Origin of the sequence: Vibrio sp. Vb2131 (assembly GCF_033338535.1) — a bacterium.
GTDB classification, from domain to species: domain Bacteria; phylum Pseudomonadota; class Gammaproteobacteria; order Enterobacterales; family Vibrionaceae; genus Vibrio; species Vibrio alginolyticus.
On sequence record NZ_JAWOSW010000001.1, the window covers coordinates 239,173 to 255,739 of the forward strand.

13 protein-coding genes are annotated in these 16,567 nt (G+C 46.7%); 7 read left to right on the top strand and 6 right to left on the bottom strand.

Features of this window, described 5'->3' with window-relative positions:
- Window positions 1-219 precede the first annotated feature (219 nt).
- Entirely contained in the window at window positions 220-2,211 is a 1,992-nt protein-coding gene (glgX, locus tag R7E38_RS01045; protein ID WP_115386844.1) for a glycogen debranching protein GlgX, read from the top strand.
- 78 nt (window positions 2,212-2,289) lie between these two features.
- Here glgX and R7E38_RS01050 read toward each other — a convergent pair whose 3' ends face one another.
- Both R7E38_RS01050 and R7E38_RS01055 read right to left on the bottom strand, forming a co-directional pair.
- Window positions 2,290-3,660, bottom strand: coding sequence for an L-serine ammonia-lyase (locus tag R7E38_RS01050; protein WP_213880204.1), 1,371 nt, complete (start codon window positions 3,658-3,660; stop codon window positions 2,290-2,292).
- An 11-nt stretch (window positions 3,661-3,671) separates the two neighbouring features.
- Window positions 3,672-5,213 carry a sodium:solute symporter gene (locus tag R7E38_RS01055; RefSeq protein ID WP_017634478.1) on the bottom strand — a complete coding sequence of 514 codons (1,542 nt, stop codon included), beginning with the start codon at window positions 5,211-5,213 and terminating at the stop codon, window positions 3,672-3,674.
- Between the two features lie 339 nt (window positions 5,214-5,552).
- Here R7E38_RS01055 and R7E38_RS01060 point away from each other — a divergent pair, with 339 nt between their 5' ends.
- The 3 genes from R7E38_RS01060 to R7E38_RS01070 all read left to right on the top strand — a co-directional run bounded on the left by R7E38_RS01060 (window position 5,553) and on the right by R7E38_RS01070 (window position 9,229).
- On the top strand, window positions 5,553-6,848 hold the full coding sequence (locus R7E38_RS01060; RefSeq protein WP_005374774.1) for an MFS transporter: 1,296 nt from the start codon (window positions 5,553-5,555) through the stop codon (window positions 6,846-6,848).
- Between the two features lie 101 nt (window positions 6,849-6,949).
- Window positions 6,950-7,966 (top strand): ester cyclase, encoded by a 1,017-nt coding sequence (locus tag R7E38_RS01065; RefSeq protein ID WP_226082734.1) that lies wholly within the window; start codon window positions 6,950-6,952, stop codon window positions 7,964-7,966.
- Window positions 7,967-8,143: 177 nt separating this feature from the next.
- Window positions 8,144-9,229, top strand: a complete 1,086-nt coding sequence (locus tag R7E38_RS01070) for a porin (protein ID WP_062730895.1) — start codon at window positions 8,144-8,146, stop codon at window positions 9,227-9,229.
- 63 nt (window positions 9,230-9,292) lie between these two features.
- Here R7E38_RS01070 and R7E38_RS01075 read toward each other — a convergent pair whose 3' ends face one another.
- The 4 genes from R7E38_RS01075 to hisD form a co-directional block, all read right to left on the bottom strand.
- A complete protein-coding gene (locus R7E38_RS01075; RefSeq protein ID WP_226082732.1) occupies window positions 9,293-10,012 on the bottom strand; it encodes an alpha/beta fold hydrolase in 720 nt (239 codons plus the stop codon).
- Between the two features lies 1 nt (window position 10,013).
- A complete protein-coding gene (locus R7E38_RS01080) occupies window positions 10,014-11,018 on the bottom strand; it encodes a cupin domain-containing protein (protein ID WP_151515262.1) in 1,005 nt (334 codons plus the stop codon).
- 83 nt (window positions 11,019-11,101) lie between these two features.
- Window positions 11,102-11,836 carry an SDR family NAD(P)-dependent oxidoreductase gene (locus R7E38_RS01085; RefSeq protein WP_025768659.1) on the bottom strand — a complete coding sequence of 245 codons (735 nt, stop codon included), beginning with the start codon at window positions 11,834-11,836 and terminating at the stop codon, window positions 11,102-11,104.
- A gap of 1 nt (window position 11,837) precedes the next feature.
- Window positions 11,838-13,130, bottom strand: coding sequence for a histidinol dehydrogenase (gene hisD / locus R7E38_RS01090; protein ID WP_005374756.1), 1,293 nt, complete (start codon window positions 13,128-13,130; stop codon window positions 11,838-11,840).
- Window positions 13,131-13,419: 289 nt separating this feature from the next.
- Here hisD and R7E38_RS01095 point away from each other — a divergent pair, with 289 nt between their 5' ends.
- From R7E38_RS01095 to R7E38_RS01105, 3 genes are all read left to right on the top strand, one after another.
- Window positions 13,420-14,169 carry an HpcH/HpaI aldolase family protein gene (locus tag R7E38_RS01095; RefSeq protein WP_005383427.1) on the top strand — a complete coding sequence of 250 codons (750 nt, stop codon included), beginning with the start codon at window positions 13,420-13,422 and terminating at the stop codon, window positions 14,167-14,169.
- A 150-nt stretch (window positions 14,170-14,319) separates the two neighbouring features.
- Complete coding sequence (locus R7E38_RS01100) at window positions 14,320-15,276, top strand: LacI family DNA-binding transcriptional regulator (RefSeq protein WP_005383428.1); 957 nt, start codon at window positions 14,320-14,322, stop codon at window positions 15,274-15,276.
- A gap of 266 nt (window positions 15,277-15,542) precedes the next feature.
- On the top strand, window positions 15,543-16,538 hold the full coding sequence (locus R7E38_RS01105; protein ID WP_226082730.1) for a TRAP transporter substrate-binding protein: 996 nt from the start codon (window positions 15,543-15,545) through the stop codon (window positions 16,536-16,538).
- Window positions 16,539-16,567 lie beyond the last annotated feature (29 nt).

Sequence of the window (16,567 nt, forward strand, 5' to 3'; positions counted from 1 at the left end):
TCGAGTCAGATCACCAATCTAGGGAGGAATTAGTAAGTTTGTTCGGTTTTGAGCCGCTACAAAGTGATAGCCATTTCATATTTTTGACTCTAAGCCGTCACATAAAGTAATTAAATTACACGAATATTTTTATATTTAGGGTGGTTGACCTTAGTAAGACAAAGTTTTTAACTTATAGTTTCCTAAAGGTAGCAATAAATATTAAATAAAGTATCTCCGATGACACGACTTCTCTCTCGCCCCTACCCCCTGGGCGCAACATTGAATAAAGAAGGCTGTAACTTCTCTATTCATGCTCCAGGCGTAAAAGACATTCAACTGGCATTGTTTGCAGACGATGGCAGCTACGAGCTTCACGGTTTACCGAATGAATACGCTGGCATACGTCATACTTTTATTCCAGATATTAAGCCGGGGCAAAAATACGGTTACCTTGTCTCCCACAAGGACGAGCCACTGTTAATTTCTGATCCGTACGCAAAATCAATAGATAAAGCCCTCCACTATCACCCTCCCTACTCTCCAGCCAAAAGTTTCGATATGCCGAAGTGCGTCGTTATCGAAGATGATTTTGACTGGCAAAACACGGATCACCCGCGTATACCCAGAGAAGAGATGGTGTTGTTTGAGACGCACGTCAAAGGGATTACCCAACGCCACCCAGAGGTTGAGGACAAGCTGAGGGGGCGCTACTTAGGTCTTGCATCACCTGAAATGCTGGCCTTTTACGAACAACAAAACATCAACACGCTGCAATTGCTACCTGTCGCAGCATGCATGCATGAGCCTCACCTACTAGAGTTGGAAAAGGTCAATTATTGGGGATACAACCCTTATCTCTTTATGGTGCCCGATCCGCGCTACGCAGAACAAGACGCCGTTACGGAATTAAAAACAACAATTCGCGAATTGCATAAAAACGGCATCGAAGTGATTCTCGACGTGGTTTACAACCACACTGCTGAAGGTGGTGAAGGGCCTACAATTTTCAACCTGAAAGCCCTCGACTCCTGTTTTTACATCAAACATGGCAACCACTTCGCCAATTACACTGGCTGCGGAAATACAGTGGATCTCACCTACCAACCAGCCTTAAACCTTGTGATGGATACATTGCGCTACTGGGTTAGCGAATTTAAAGTCGATGGCTTCCGTTTTGACTTGGCTGCAACGTTAGGTCGACAGGGCGATGATTACAACCCAGAAGCAGCTTTCTTTAAAGCCGTTGCGCAAGACCCAATTTTGCGTGAAACCAAATTGATTGCCGAGCCTTGGGATATTGGTCCAAATGGCTACCAAGTGGGTAACTTTCCATTTGGTTGGAACGAATGTAATGACAAACTGCGTGATATTTCCCGCAGTTTTTGGCGCGGTGATCAAGGCTATTTAAAAGAGTTTGCCACTCGATTAATGGGCTCTCGTGACATTTATAGTGCAGCGAACTGGCCATACAAACTCACCGTAAATTACATCACGTATCACGATGGCTTCACACTGCAAGATTTAGTGTCTTACAAGCACAAACATAACGAAGCCAATGGCGAAGAAAATCGCGACGGTCACGGCGACAATCGTTCAGAAAACTACGGTGTTGAAGGCGAGACCGAAAATCTGATGATCATCGCCACGCGTGAGAAGCAAAAACGCAACCTTATTGCTAGCTTGCTGTTTGCCTTCGGTATCCCACACATTCTCACTGCTGATGTTCTGTCTCACACCCAAGGCGGTAACAATAATGCCTATTGCCAAGACAACGAAACCAGTTGGCTGAACTGGGAAGAGACAGAACGTAAGCAACATTTCAAAGCATGGATGTCACAAATGGTCGCCAACCGAAATCAATACATGGTGCCATTTATCCGAGCTTTCAGTGGCGAAAACCGCAATAACAACCGCATTTTCTGGCGCCGAACAGACGGTCGCTTAATGGAGCACGATGATTGGAACCGTTTAAGCTCTGTCGCACTTCACCTTGGTATCGGTAAAGAAGGACAAGAGTTGGTCTACCTCATCAACCAAACTAACGCCACAGCGCGCTTTAAACTCCCCAATGAGCGAAAGCAAGAATGGGTGACGATCTGTGATACAAACGTACGTAACCTCAACCCAGGACATGCTGAAGGCGAAGTCTTGCTGTCACCCACCTCGATGGTGATTTTGCACTATCAACCAAACCAAAGCACACCAAAAGGTGAGCAAACGCATAGCTAAGTTATAAACGCTCCAAAAAAGGAAAGCCGATGCATCTCAGTGCTTCGGCTTTTTTGTTGGTTATATTTGCCTAACTCATTATTCGCAAGGCGGCGCTAGGTGGATCAAAGCCAATCCACCCAGTGACGTTTCGCGGTATTTCTTGTTCATGTCCTTGCCCGTTTGATACATGGTTTCAATCACCTTATCCAACGAGATCAAACATTTACTGTTACGCTTTAATGCCATGCGAGAAGCATTGATCGCTTTCATTGCACCCATCGCATTACGCTCAATACACGGTACTTGCACTAAGCCACCAATTGGATCACAAGTCATGCCTAGCGAGTGCTCCATGGCAATCTCAGCAGCAATGCAAATTTGTTCATTGCTGCCACCACGTAACGCGGTCAAGCCAGCTGCCGCCATAGAAGAAGACACGCCAACTTCACCCTGACAACCTACTTCGGCACCCGAAATAGACGCATTAGTTTTGTACAAAATGCCAATCGCACCGGACACAGCAAGGAAGTCTTTAAGCTGTTTAGTATCAAGCTCTTTGATGAAGCGATGGTAGTACATCAATACCGCAGGAATCACACCCGCCGCACCATTAGTTGGCGACGTTACGACCTGTCCACCAGCGGCGTTTTCTTCACTCACAGCAAAAGCAAACAGGTTAATCCAATCCATGATTTCCATTGGATCGTTTTCAATCGCTGCATTTGCTTCAAGCTTCTTCAGCAAGTTAGGCGCACGGCGGGTCACATTCAAACCGCCGTCCAAGATACCTTCTGTCTCGAAACCACGCTCCATGCAACGCGTCATCACACGCCAGATCTGTTCTGCGCGTTGATTGATGGCTTCCATATCCTGAAACGCTTGTTCGTTTTTCAGAATCATGCCGCCAAGGCTCATGCCATTCTTCTCTGCCTGTGCCAACATTTCGTCTGCACTGGAGAATGGAAGCTCAACTTCTACGGGAGCAGTCGCACTGCCATTTTGCAGTTCATCCGCCGTTGCGATGAAACCACCACCGATAGAGTAGTAAGTTTCAAACCCAACCTGATTGCCGTGCGCATCTAACGCAGTAATCGTCATTCCATTCTCATGCAGAGGAAGGTTCTCTTCATGGAACAACATGTCCGTTTTGTAGTTGAATTCGATTTCATGACGGCCATCGACAGACATCATGCCCTCTTCAATCGCCTTGCGCATCGCTTTGTTCGCAGAAGCGATTTTGATGGTATCTGGTTTGTTACCCAACAGACCCAAAATGGTCGCACGGTCTGTATGGTGACCAATCCCCGTTAACGAAAGTGAACCGTATAAATCAACTTGAATACGAACCACTTTTGCCAAGTTAGATTCAATCAAACGAGTGAAGTGGTAACCCGCGATCATTGGACCATTGGTGTGAGAGCTAGAAGGACCCACACCAATCTTGTAAATATCAAAGATGGACAGCATAAACTTACCTATTACGACAATGCAGCATAAAGCCAATCAGGGAGAACCATACAAGCAGCGATGGTCGCCACGGCGAACACCAACAGCCCGTAATGGCTTGCGGTTGGCTTTGCAAAAAGATGTTTTTGATTATTGATAAAAATTTGTTGCTCGGCAGTCACAGCGCCCCAACGACGGCTCACTAACACACCAAACAAAAGGAAGACAAACGTACCAATTGGCGCGAACCACGGCCAAGCCACGTCGAGATACATGGCAGTAAACACCGCAATCACACTCATGATACTGCCAACGATCACGCCTTTCTCATTGGCTTTTGCCCAGAATAAGCCAAGCACGAATGACCCAAGACGGATACCAACAAAGATGGAAGTCAGGCTAGCGATGGTTTTGAGTACCGATTCATTCGATACCGCCAGAAGAGCTGGCACTACCACCATAGCCGCAGCGAGCAAACTCATCTTTCTTGCGACTTTTTCGTAGTGCTCATCATCGGCACTCTTGCGAACGAAACGCTTGTAGATATCGAACGTTGCGACGGTCGCCATTGAGTTGTAGGTAGAATCCAAGGTCGACATTGCGGCCGCCGCCAATGCGGAAATGATCAAACCAACGACGATTGGGTTAGTGTGGTTGAAGACGAAATCCAAAATCACTTCGTTGCTGTTTTCAAACGATTGATCTTGATAGAAAACACTCAAAAGAACACCGAGTACCGCGAAGAATAAGTACACAAAAAATGCACCGTAACCACACAACAGCATCGACTTCTGCGCCGTCTTTTCACATCTCGTCGCTAACGTGCGTTGGATGATCAATTGGTTGGTGCCGTACACACTCAAATGCAAAAAGCTCACGGCAACCACGCCAGCCCAGAGTGTGGTATCTACGCCTAAATCAAAGTCTAAGTTGATGATATTCAGGTGATTACGAGAAAGGTAATCTGCCGCATTAATCTCTGTCATTAGAATGGCAAAGATAGCGATGCTGCCTGCTACCAATACTGCAGATTGCAACATATCGGTCCAGATAACCGTGGAAATTCCGCCCGCATAGGTATAGCAAGCGGTGAAAATACTAATGTAGATAATGGCTTCAGAAATACTGATAGGCAGAACTTGCACTAAGATCAGCGCCACGGCATACAAAATCACACCCGCAGAGATACATTGAACCACAATGAACACAATCGAGTTGATGGTTCTTGCATACACCCCAAAGCGGTGCTCAAGGTATTCATAAATCGAAGTCAAGCCCAGCTTATAGAAGACAGGCACAAAGAAAATGACGGTGAAAAAGATAACGATGGGATAGTTAAGGTGAATACTCATCGCTTCCATGCCAGAGCTATAAACCCAACCAGGCATCCCTACAAACGTCATCGCACTAATGTAAGTCGCAAGTATCGAAACACCCGCCGTAAACCAGCCAAATTGCTTTCCACCCGTAGAAAAGTCGCCACCATTGCTGTAGCGCTTGTTCACTAAATAGCTGATTAATATGGTGATTAACACGTATAACGCAATCACCACAAAACTTGAGTACGTAACCATTTCAGGGTTTCCATAATTCTGGGTGCTAATTATTTGTGCTTGGATATTACTTTAAAAAAGCATATCTAAACGATAATCCCGCCATAACTGTGACTATAATCACCAATATAGACGGTTATATATTCAAAAATGCCAAAAAGACCGATTTAATGAGACTCCCATCACTAAAAATCACAAATTGGGTACGCATTCATTTTAAAATTGATATTGATCACGGATCTAATGACCTTAAAAAAACTATGATTCACCACGACACGAAATCGAAGATGATCCCAATAAGATCGTGTTCTTTAAGTTTGAATAGCAACAAATCCTAAGTGAAATAGAGGTTTATCGGTCATGAATGCCAAAAGACACATGAGCGAAGTTCCTATGATTCAAAGGGTAGCTGCCTATCTAGCGATACTGGTTGGTTACTTTTTCTATTGTTATAACTTTGTAATTATTGACTACGTACGCCCATACATCGTTGAAGCGTATGATGGTATTAGCCTGTCAGACACTGCCCAGTTCTATACATGGCAGTCGGTTGGTGCACTTATCGGTGCATTGAGCTGTGCTTGGTTCGCAACAAAATTTGGTAAGAAATCCACTCTTATTACCATCACAGCCCTAAACGGTGGCGCAACGATCATCAATATGATGTTCACCGACTACACAACATGGGCAGCAATGCGTTTCATCATTGGTTTGTCACTGGGTGGTTACTTCACCGTGGCAGTAAGCTTGATGATCGGCCTATTTACGCCAACGGTACGTGGTAAGTTGACGGCATTCGCGTCTTCTATGTTCTCTGTAGCACTGATGGTAATGGGTGCGTATGCAGCATTTATTGCAAGTATTGATGCACCATGGGAAAGCCTAATGCTTGTCGGTGGTATCCCACCATTGGCAGCGGCTGTTGTCATGATCTTTGTACTACCTAGCGACAGCAAAGTGATCGCTTACGGTGAAGAAGAGCAAGCAAAAGCAGAAGAATCAGATGCACCAGCGAAAAAAGGCTCTTGGGGCGAAATGCTAAGCAAGCCTTACCGTAAGATCACTCTAACGTGTCTATTACTGGCTGGCCTTAACTTCTACGGTTTCCAATTCTTTGGTGGCTTCGTAACCACATACCTACGTGATGTACGTATGTTCGACGGTGCAACCATCGGTCTCATCTTCTCTATCTCAGCATTTGGTTCACTGTTTGGTGCGTGGTTCTGGGGTTGGGTAGCTGACAAATTCGGTCGTAAGGTGAACGCATTTGGCTTCATCCTAGCGGGCATCATGGTTTCAATCTTCTTTGTTGCACCTGGCGACATGGTGATTGGCGGCCTAAACATGCTGGCTCTACTTGGTCTGATTTACAACTTCGGTCTGTCTTCTTCTGCGGTATGGGGTGGTTACTTCTCAGAACTGTTCCCAGCACACCTACGTAGCTACGGCGCAGCGCTATTCCACGGCGGTCGTATCCTCGGTATGTGGGCACCAATGGTACTTATCTTCATCCAAGAGCGTACCGACCTACAAACCGCAATGTGGGGTTCACCAATCGTATGGATCCTTGCTGGTCTTCTATGGCTATCACTGCCAGAGACACTAAAAGGCGGCGTGTTCGATAAGAGCAAAAAAGCCGAAGCAGCAAAAGCGTAACTGAATTTCAAAAACTCCGGCTGGCTCCCCGGCCGGATGAAAAAACTTAGTTTCGAGTCCTGTTCCCAAAGCCGACTCGACAGCAAATAAGAGAGTTTATTATGTCTAAATATCAAGAAGCAAAACGCGTTGTACGTGAATACTTCAGCGCAATGGAAAACGCAACTCACGAGAACGTGGCAGAAGTACTAAAAGCACATACTTCAAAAGATTACCTATGGCGTGGTGTTTACCCATTCCGTGAGCAACAATGCGCTCAAGCAGCGGCTGACGTTTTCTGGGCTCCTTTGATGAAATCAATGACTCGCATGCAGCGTCGTCAAGACATCTTCATCGGTGGTGAGAACGAAGTAACATCAGGTGAAATCTGGGTAATGAGCATGGGTCACTTCATGGGTCTATTCGACGCTGAATACCTAGGCATGCGCCCAACTGGCAAAATCATGAACATCCGTTACGCAGAGTTTAACTGTGTTGAAAACGGCAAGATCACTAAGACTGGCCTATTCCTAGACCTTCTAGGTGCGATGGACCAAGCGGGTTGTTACCCACTACCACCATCAACAGGTAAGCACTTCGTATACCCTGGTCCTCGTAACCACGACGGTCTACTGTTCGAAGACGCAGCACCAGAAGAAGGCGTAGCAACACTAGCACTAGTGAACAAGATGGTTGATGACCTATCTGCACTAAACGACAGCGGTGCTATGGGTTGCCCACCAGAAGTTCTTGAGAAGAGCTGGTCTAAAGACATGATCTGGTACGGTCCATGTGGTATCGGTGCGTCTTACACAATCCCTCGTTACCAACAGCAGCACCAATTGCCGTTCCGTAACAACCTGAAAGACAAGAAGTTTAACGGCCACGTATGTCGTTTCGCAGAAGGTAACTTCTCTTGTTTCTTCGGCTGGCCAAACCTATCTAACACGCCAATCGGTGGTTTCCTAGGTATGACAGGCGGTGAAGTACGTGCAGACATGCAAGTGGTTGACGTTTACTACCGTGACGGCGACAAGCTATCTGAGAACTGGGTACTGATCGACCTTCCTTACTGGCTAAAACAGCAAGGTCTAGACGTGTTCGAGCGTACTCAACAGATCCTAAACCCTTCTCTATAAGAAGTCCTAGGGGCGGATTGTCAACCCGCCTTTATGTTGCCTGAATCCCCTCTCGGTTCAGGCGACATGCTCCCAACTCGTGCCTCAAGGATGGGGCACAACCTCAAGATAGAACCCTTATTCAAAACGGGCATGAACGCACGGTGGCTTTCTGCGCCCTGAATAATGAGATTGATGATGAAAAAGTCGACCCTTTCTGCAGTGATTTTAGCAGCGCTTACTTCTAGCTCAGCCTTTGCTGCACACACTTTTGTTAATGACGCTGGCGACAGCCTAACCATCGATGGCCGTTTCGATCTTCGCTACCAAGACCGTGGCGGTGATGACAACGGCGAATGGAACAGCGGCAGCTCACGTTTCGGTTTGAAAGGCCAAATGGGTCTGGATAACGGCTGGACTGGTTTCGGTCACGCGGAATGGGGCTACAACTCTGGCGCGAACGGCGACAACATTTACGACCGCTTGCTATACGCAGGTGTTGATCACGAAAAATACGGCAAGATTGCTGCGGGTACTAAGCAGTGGTCTACCTTCTACGACGTAGCATGGTACACCGATTTAGGTCGTGTATTCGGTACTCGTGGCTCAGGTGTTTACAACCTAGCTGACTGGGGTATCGCATCCGGTGCTGGTCGTGCGGAAAACTCAATTACGTACCGTAATTCAATTAATGAAAAAGTGAGCTACGGCTTTACTTACCAAACCACGCGTGAAGATGTTGCTCTAGCAAGCAATGCGACAGCCTCACTGAAAAACGGCATGGGTGCGTCTATCACTTACAAACCCGTTGATGGCGTAACACTTGGTGCGGCTTACCATCAAAATGAAGTTGCGGATCTAGACGCAAGCGTGGTTGGCGTAGAAAACGGCGACAACATGCGCATCATGCTATTGGGCGCAAACTACAGCAACGGTGGCTTCTACGCAGGTGCGACTTTCCACGTTGGTGAAAACTGGGAAGCAGTGAGCCAAGGCGGTACGGACGTAATGTTCGATACCCTAGGTGGCGAAATCTACACTTACTACCACTTCGACAACGGCCTACGCCCAACGTTGAACTACAACTACATGGAAGATCGCGGTGACGAGACGCAAGGTTACGAGCGTAACTTGCTGATTCCTGGTGTTGAATACCACTTCCAGAAGAACAAATTCCTAGTTTGGACTGAATACCAATTCGACCTAGGTAAAGATCAGTACGATGGCAGCAAATTCGAAAATCGTGATGATCAATTCGCGGCAGGTATTCGCTACTACTTCTGATAATACTCATCGCTCACCACCTATACCCAAGTAGCCTTAAGGTGGTGAGTGATGAAGTTCTTATCAACACAAAGCAAAGTTATCTTGAAGCCAAGTAGTCATCACTTCACTAACCATTAAAGGCTGCTCCAGCGTAGATAGATGCCCACACTCAGGGATAACATGAAGCGTGACGTTTGGGATGCATCTCTCCATGAGCAGGTGATTGTCTAGCGGACAAAGCTTATCTTCTTTACCTGTTATCACCAACGTAGGAACTTGAATGTCCGCCAATAAAGGTCGAGCATCCGGGCGAGTTGCTAACGCTTTAGCATGCGCTTCAAATACCTCCAAACCTACATTGACCGCCATGCCTTCAATACGCTCTGTCAACACTTTGTCTTGCAAACGGCTGGGATGAATCAGCACAGGCATCAGAGTGTCAGGCGTAATGCGTTCAAACTCACCACTTAACGCACGGCTAACCAGTGCATCACGCTTTTGTGTCACCTCTGGCTTTTCATCTGCTGCATTGGTATCCATGAGGATCAAGCCTTTGACTCTGTTTGGCGCTTGACGGTACACCTCAAAGGCAAGAATCCCACCCATTGATAAGCCACCCAAGACAAACTCCTGCGGTGCGTCTTGCAACACTCTCTGCGCCAGCTGTTCCATTGACGGCAATGAAGCCAGCGTCGGGCATGAAGGCTCAACCCAACTTGGCAACGCTCGGTTGACTTCCTCAAACAATGTGCCATCACAAAGTAGTCCGGGTAGCCAAACTAACGAGGTGGGTTGCGTCATTTTATTCTCCTGCCAGCGGCTTTGGTTGATCAGAGCCAAGAATGCAATACGTCAAACTATTACCACGCAAGTTCGTCAGTGAGTATGACGCACCTTCTGGAACATTCAGCACATCACCGCGCGTTAAAACAACACTCGCTTGTTCGCCTTGATGCGTGAGGACCACTTCAGTATCGCCATCAAAGTTGATAAGCACTTGTTTTTCTTCTCGGCAGTGTTGAGGAATCGAGCCACCTTCAGAAAGCTCATAAGCCATGATGCTCACTTCATCTTCACTCTTTACTTGGAAGTCATAACTCGCCAAAGGGTGACCCGTTAAGGCGTATTGTTTCACGTTGCTTCCGCTGAAATCGCCTTTGATTTCACGATAATCTTTTTGCAGAGCGACAAATGGCATCATCTCTTCTGCGGTGTAGGTATCGAAGGTCGCGAGCTCTTCTTCGGTAAGCAGCGGCATCAATTCTGATTCTTGTGGCACCGGGTCGCCATTAATAGTGTCCACAAGTGTGCCATCGGCTTTGAGGTATAAACCATAACCTTGACTGTCTTTGATAACGTTTGGATGCCAAATAACGCCGCCACCTGAATCGTCGCCGCCAAGTACCGAGAACATAAAGCCGTAATCGCGGCCAACCACTTCAAATCCACGGAAGAGATTGGTTGGAATCGAGATGACGTCACCGTGAGACAACACCGCCTCGTGTTCACCATCGTTTCCCCAATAAAAGCGGAACTGACCTTTGAACACCAAGAAAAGCTCAGCGGTGCGATGAGAATGTAACGAATTTTTGATGCCCGGCGGTTGGCCTGCGGCACCAATATTAAAGCCCGCCGTATCGCGAATATGAACATGCTGACGACTGCTCTCTGCCACCCCTGCACCGATAATACAAAAGTTATCTTTGAGATCACTGCCTGGCGTGCGCGCATCAATAAACGCACTCGTACCCGGAATCAGTTCCATGTAGCGGACCAGGTTATTATTCATTTTAGATTGTAGAGTCATTGTAAATCCTTGTTGTCCTTGTTTGGACCTAGCCTTTGAATTGTTAGTTACAAACCTAAAGTTAGTTACAGACCGAAAGTGTGTTACAGACCTAAAGGTCGCCCACCATCAACCGCGATGGTATTGCCTGTCGAGAAGGTCAGAAGATCTGCCGCGGCGTACACGGCTTGAGCGACTTCTTCATCATTGGCTAAACGCTTAAGCGGTGTGGATTGTTCTTGTTGATTACGCCATGCGTCATCCAAGCCTTTGACAAACTCAGTGTCGACAAGCCCTGGAGCAACAGCCAAAACGCGAACCTCGGGAGACAGAGCGCGAGCTAAAGAACGGGTCATGTTCTCCGCGGCAGATTTACTTGCACAGTAAGCAATGTTGCTCCCCATCGCAGTCTGTGCCGCGATAGAAGTAATGTTCACCACACAACCATTGGCTTGCTTAAGCCAAGGCTCAAACGCTCGAACCATGGCAAAAGGCGCACGGACGTTCACTTGGAATATTTGGTCAAACAGCTGGTCATCTAAGCTTTGCAAATCAGAGTGCGCGACGAATTTCGTCATCCCCGCACAGTTGACCAACAGATCCAGCTTGTCGCTTATTTCACTGACTTGATGTTTAAGCTGTTCAATCGCACTAGAATCTGCCACGTTCAGTTTGAATGCTAGATGCTCGTTACGTGGCAGCGAAGAAAGCACATCCTCGGCCGCTTTCTGATTACTGTTGTAAGTCAGAATTACGCGATATCCCGATTCAGCTAGCTTGCGACAAATGGCGGCACCCAGTCCGCCACTGCCGCCTGTGACTAAGGCAAGTTTCGACATATTACGCCTCTTCCACTTTGCCTTTGTAACGGCGTACACGAATATCCGCTTGCTCTTTGTGACCTGCGAAACCTTCGAGTGCACACAAGCGAGAGCAGTACTCACCGACTTTTAGCGACGCAGCTTCCGTTACACGCTGGTAAGTACAGGTTTTGATAAATTTACCTACCCAGAGACCACCGGTGTATCGCGCCGCTTTCTTCGTTGGCAGTGTATGGTTGGTACCAATACATTTATCGCCGTAAGAAACGTTGGTTTCACGACCTAGGAACAAGGCACCGTAGTTGGTCATGTTATCTAGGAAGTATTTAGGATCTTCGGTCATAACTTGAACGTGTTCAGACGCAATATCGTCTGCCACTTCCACCATTTCTTCGTAGCTATCACACACAATCACTTGTCCGTAATCTGCCCACGCTTTACCCGCGACTTCAGCCGTTGGAAGAATGGTTAACTGACGTTCGATCTCTTTAATGGTTTCTTGCGCAAATGTTTCGCTATTGGTCAACAATACAGCGGGAGAGTTGTAACCATGCTCAGCCTGACCAAGCAAGTCTGCCGCTGCCAATTCCGGGTCACAGCCTTTCTCATCGGCAATGACTAGGGTTTCCGTTGGGCCTGCAAACAAATCGATACCGACGCGACCAAACAACTGACGTTTTGCCTCTGCTACAAATGCGTTACCCGGCCCTACAATCATATCGACCGGTGCAATAGTCTCCGTCCCCAGAGCCATTGCACCTACCGCCTGAACACCACCGAAGCAATAGATTTCATCCGCACCCGCCATTGCCATCGCAGCGACAATCGCCACATTCGGCTGGCCATTAAACGGTGGCGCACAAGCAATAACACGTTTTACGCCCGCGACTTTCGCCGTCAGTACACTCATGTGAGCGGATGCAACCAATGGGTATTTACCGCCAGGGATGTAACAACCCACGCTGTTGACTGGAATATTTTTATGCCCCAGTACCACACCAGGCATGGTTTCTACTTCGACGTCTTTCATTGAGTCACGTTGAATTTGAGCAAAGTTTCGAACTTGTTGCTGAGCGAACTCGATATCATGACGAGTCGATTCATCAAGCGCATCCACACAGGCTTGGATTTGCTCTTCTGACAGGCGGAATTGCTCCGGCGACCAGTTATCAAACTTTTCAGACAACTCACGTACAGCGCTATCACCTTTCGATTCAATATCAGCAAGAATGTTTTCAACAATCTGACGCACTTTTGCGTCGTTTGATGCTGATGCTTCTTCAGTGATTCCGTTTTTTAAAATGCGTGCCATTGGGTTTCTCCTTGAACATTGAGGCTGACGAACGGTTATTTTTATGCTTTTGGATACGAATGCAAAATTAGATTAAACACTTAATTAACATTTGACAAGTTAAGTCAACAAACCAAAAAAACCACCCTTAAGCCTTTGTATTGATTAATTTAAACAAATAAAAGTAAGTAATAAGGACCTTGATTGAGTTTAATTTTTAATCAAAAATGAGTTTTAGATCACATCATTTTTACTCATCATTTACATTTCACCGTGTTAGTTTTTGCATACCTTTGCAAAGGAGAGAATTATGAGCAATTTTAAGCAACGTCTGACTAAAGAAACGCTATTAGGTACATTTGTTAAAACCCCTCATCCTCACATTATCGAGGTATTGGCACTGGCAGAGTTGCCTTTTGTGGTACTGGATGCAGAGCACGCACCTTTCGATCGTTCCTCGCTTGATCTGTGCATCATGGCGGCCAGAGCGAATGACCTCGCGTGCGTGGTACGAGTACAAGACAGCGCTCCTTCAACCATTTTGAACGCGCTTGACTGTGGCGCGGCGGGTGTACAAATTCCCCATGTTTGTACTGCTGAGCAAGCGACGCAACTGGCGAAAATCTGCCATTACGGAGAAGGTGGCCGAGGGTATGCTGGTTCCAGTCGAACAGCGCAATACGCCACTAAGCCCATGGTTGAACACTTAAAAGACAGCCGTGCGAATACGATTGTCATTGCACAAATTGAAGACCCTCAAGGGGTTGAAAATGTTGAAGCGATTGCCAATGTTGAAGGAATTGATGCGCTCTTCATTGGCCAAGTTGATCTCACTGTCGCTTATGGTGCTGATAGCGTTCATGATGAGAAAGTCGCACAAGCAAGTATGCGAGTAATCGAAGCGGCCAGAGCCGCCAATAAACCTGTTGGCATGTTTGTCGCGACGGCTCAACAAGCTCGGGAATGGCGTGAACTCGGCGTTAGCTTCTTTTGTGTTGGCTCTGAACACAAAATGATCATTGATGGCTTCAAGCAAGAGAGAAATGTGATGAATTCTTGAGTTTTCTCTGATATTTACGCCTTATCAATGTAATGCTCTAGACACAGAAATCCCCTAGCCCATACACTCAGCACGTATGAGAAGGTTCAATGGCCTTAAATAAGGAGTATCACCATTAAAGCGAAAGTAACTTCGATCGACGTCGCGAAGATGCTCGGCGTCTCTCAATCGACGGTATCTAGAGCATTCAGCCCGACTGCGAGTATTAGCGAGAAGAAACGCAAAATGGTGATGGATGCCGCAGCTAAGCTCGGATACACACCGAATGCCATCGCCCGAGGTCTGATTTCGAATCGTTCAGGCTTAGTGGCGATTGCGTTAGATAGCGAATCAAACCCAATGTACGACATGCAATCTCGTGCTTTGGCTGTCGAAATTCAAAAGCGTGGCGGACAAGTTGTGCTTTGCCCTATCGACAAGGACGACCTCGATCTCGCCATTTCACGCGCCATTGAATACCAAGTGGACGGACTCGTTATCGCCACCAGCCGTTTAACCTCACGCGCGTTTGCCCAATGCGAAAAGTTTGGCGTTCACTTAAGCTTGATCAACCGCTACGCCGAAGGCATTAATGCCAACAGCTCTGGTATTGATAACCGCTTGGCGGGCCAACAAGCTGCGGAGTATTTAGCGCATAAAGGCGCAAAACAGTGTGCTTATATCAGTGGCGATGCTGGCTCCATGACCAGTGAAGAGCGTTGGCTGGGTTTCTCTTCAAAATTGCAAGAACTCGGCTCCCCGTCACCAACCTTTATCCAAGCCAAGTACAGCTTTGAAGCAGGCTTAGAAGCGGCGAAAGCGATCTTGTCGCACACTAGCAAACCCGATGCAATTTTTTGTGCAAACGACATCCTCGCCATGGGTGTGATGGATGGCTTGCGACAAGCCGGAGCAAAGATCCCCCAAGACTTCTCTGTGATGGGTGTAGATAACATTCCGATGTCTGCATGGCCGAGTTATGATTTGACCACCATTGCTCAACCAGTCGACAAAATTGTTAAACGAGCGGTTGAAGACTTGATGAATCGAATCAACGGCAACCTGGATGCAACTGGCGAATACCTTTTCGAGCAAGGCACCTTGATCGAACGTAGTAGCACCATTTAATAAATCCATTTTATTCATTCTTCATAAACAAAATGTCTTGCTTTCGAGTAAGGCATTTTCTGTGATCACGATTAAATTTTCACCAATCGTTATTTAATTCCTCATCAATTCATCAATCTTGTTATTGACTTGTTACTTTAATGTTTTATTTTGGATTCGTATGCAAAATGGATATGAATTGCTCAACTAATTTATAAAAACATAAAAAGTTGTGTGACTTGCCGACGAATGCCCATGGCAGGTCATACCAGAAACAAGGAAGAACGATGAAGAAAGCAATCCTTACTTCACTTACCGCACTGGGGCTTGCATTTAGCAGTATGAATACGTTTGCAACCAGTGTTATTCGTCTTGCTCATGACAGTCAAGAAACCTCTCCCGTACACAAAGCAATGCTCTATTTCGAACAAGAAGTGGAAGCTCGCTCAAACGGTGAGATAGAAGTTGAAATCTATCCGGCAAGACAACTAGGCGATGTGCGTGAGACGACTGAACTCGTACAGCAAGGCAACTTACAAATGACGTTTGGTGCGTCAGTTTTACTCTCTCCCTACGTCCCAGAGTTTAACGTGCTCGACGTGTTCTACCTTTTTGATAGCGAAGAGCAAGCACACAAAGCGCTCGACAGTGAGAAGATCGGACAACCATTGTTGAATGCTATGGAATCAAAAGGCTTTCATGGACTTGGCTTTATGGAGGTCGGCTTTCGTAGCGTGACCAACAACAAACAGCCAATTGATAGTATTGAGGACCTGAAAGGGCTAAAGATTCGCTCGGCATCTAACCCCACTCAAATAAGCGCGTGGAAATCTATTGGTACTGCGCCAACACCTCTGTCTTGGGGAGAAATTTTCACCTCGTTACAACAAGGCCTGATTAACGCTCAAGAAAGTGCTATCTACTCTATTTATGCCGAACGTTTTTACGAGGCACAAAAGTACCTCTCTTTAACTAACCATATATACACCAACTACGTGTTGTTCATGAACAAATCGTTTTGGGATTCACTGCCGGCCGCACAACAAGCGCTGATCAGTGAAGTAAGCAAAGAAACCATCGCAAAACAGCGTGAGCTCGCCGCGCAGCAAAACCAAGAAGTAATCAAAGAGCTCGAAGCAAAAGGCATGACGGTTAACATCGTCCCAGACGAGGTACGCAGCATCATGAAAGAGAAAATGAATGCGGCCGTGTACCAGGACTTGCGCAGTAAAACGGGTAAAGACTTGTTTGACAACGTGATGGCCGAGATAGAACGCCTATAACTCCCACTCTTTTGCACGATCTGGCAACA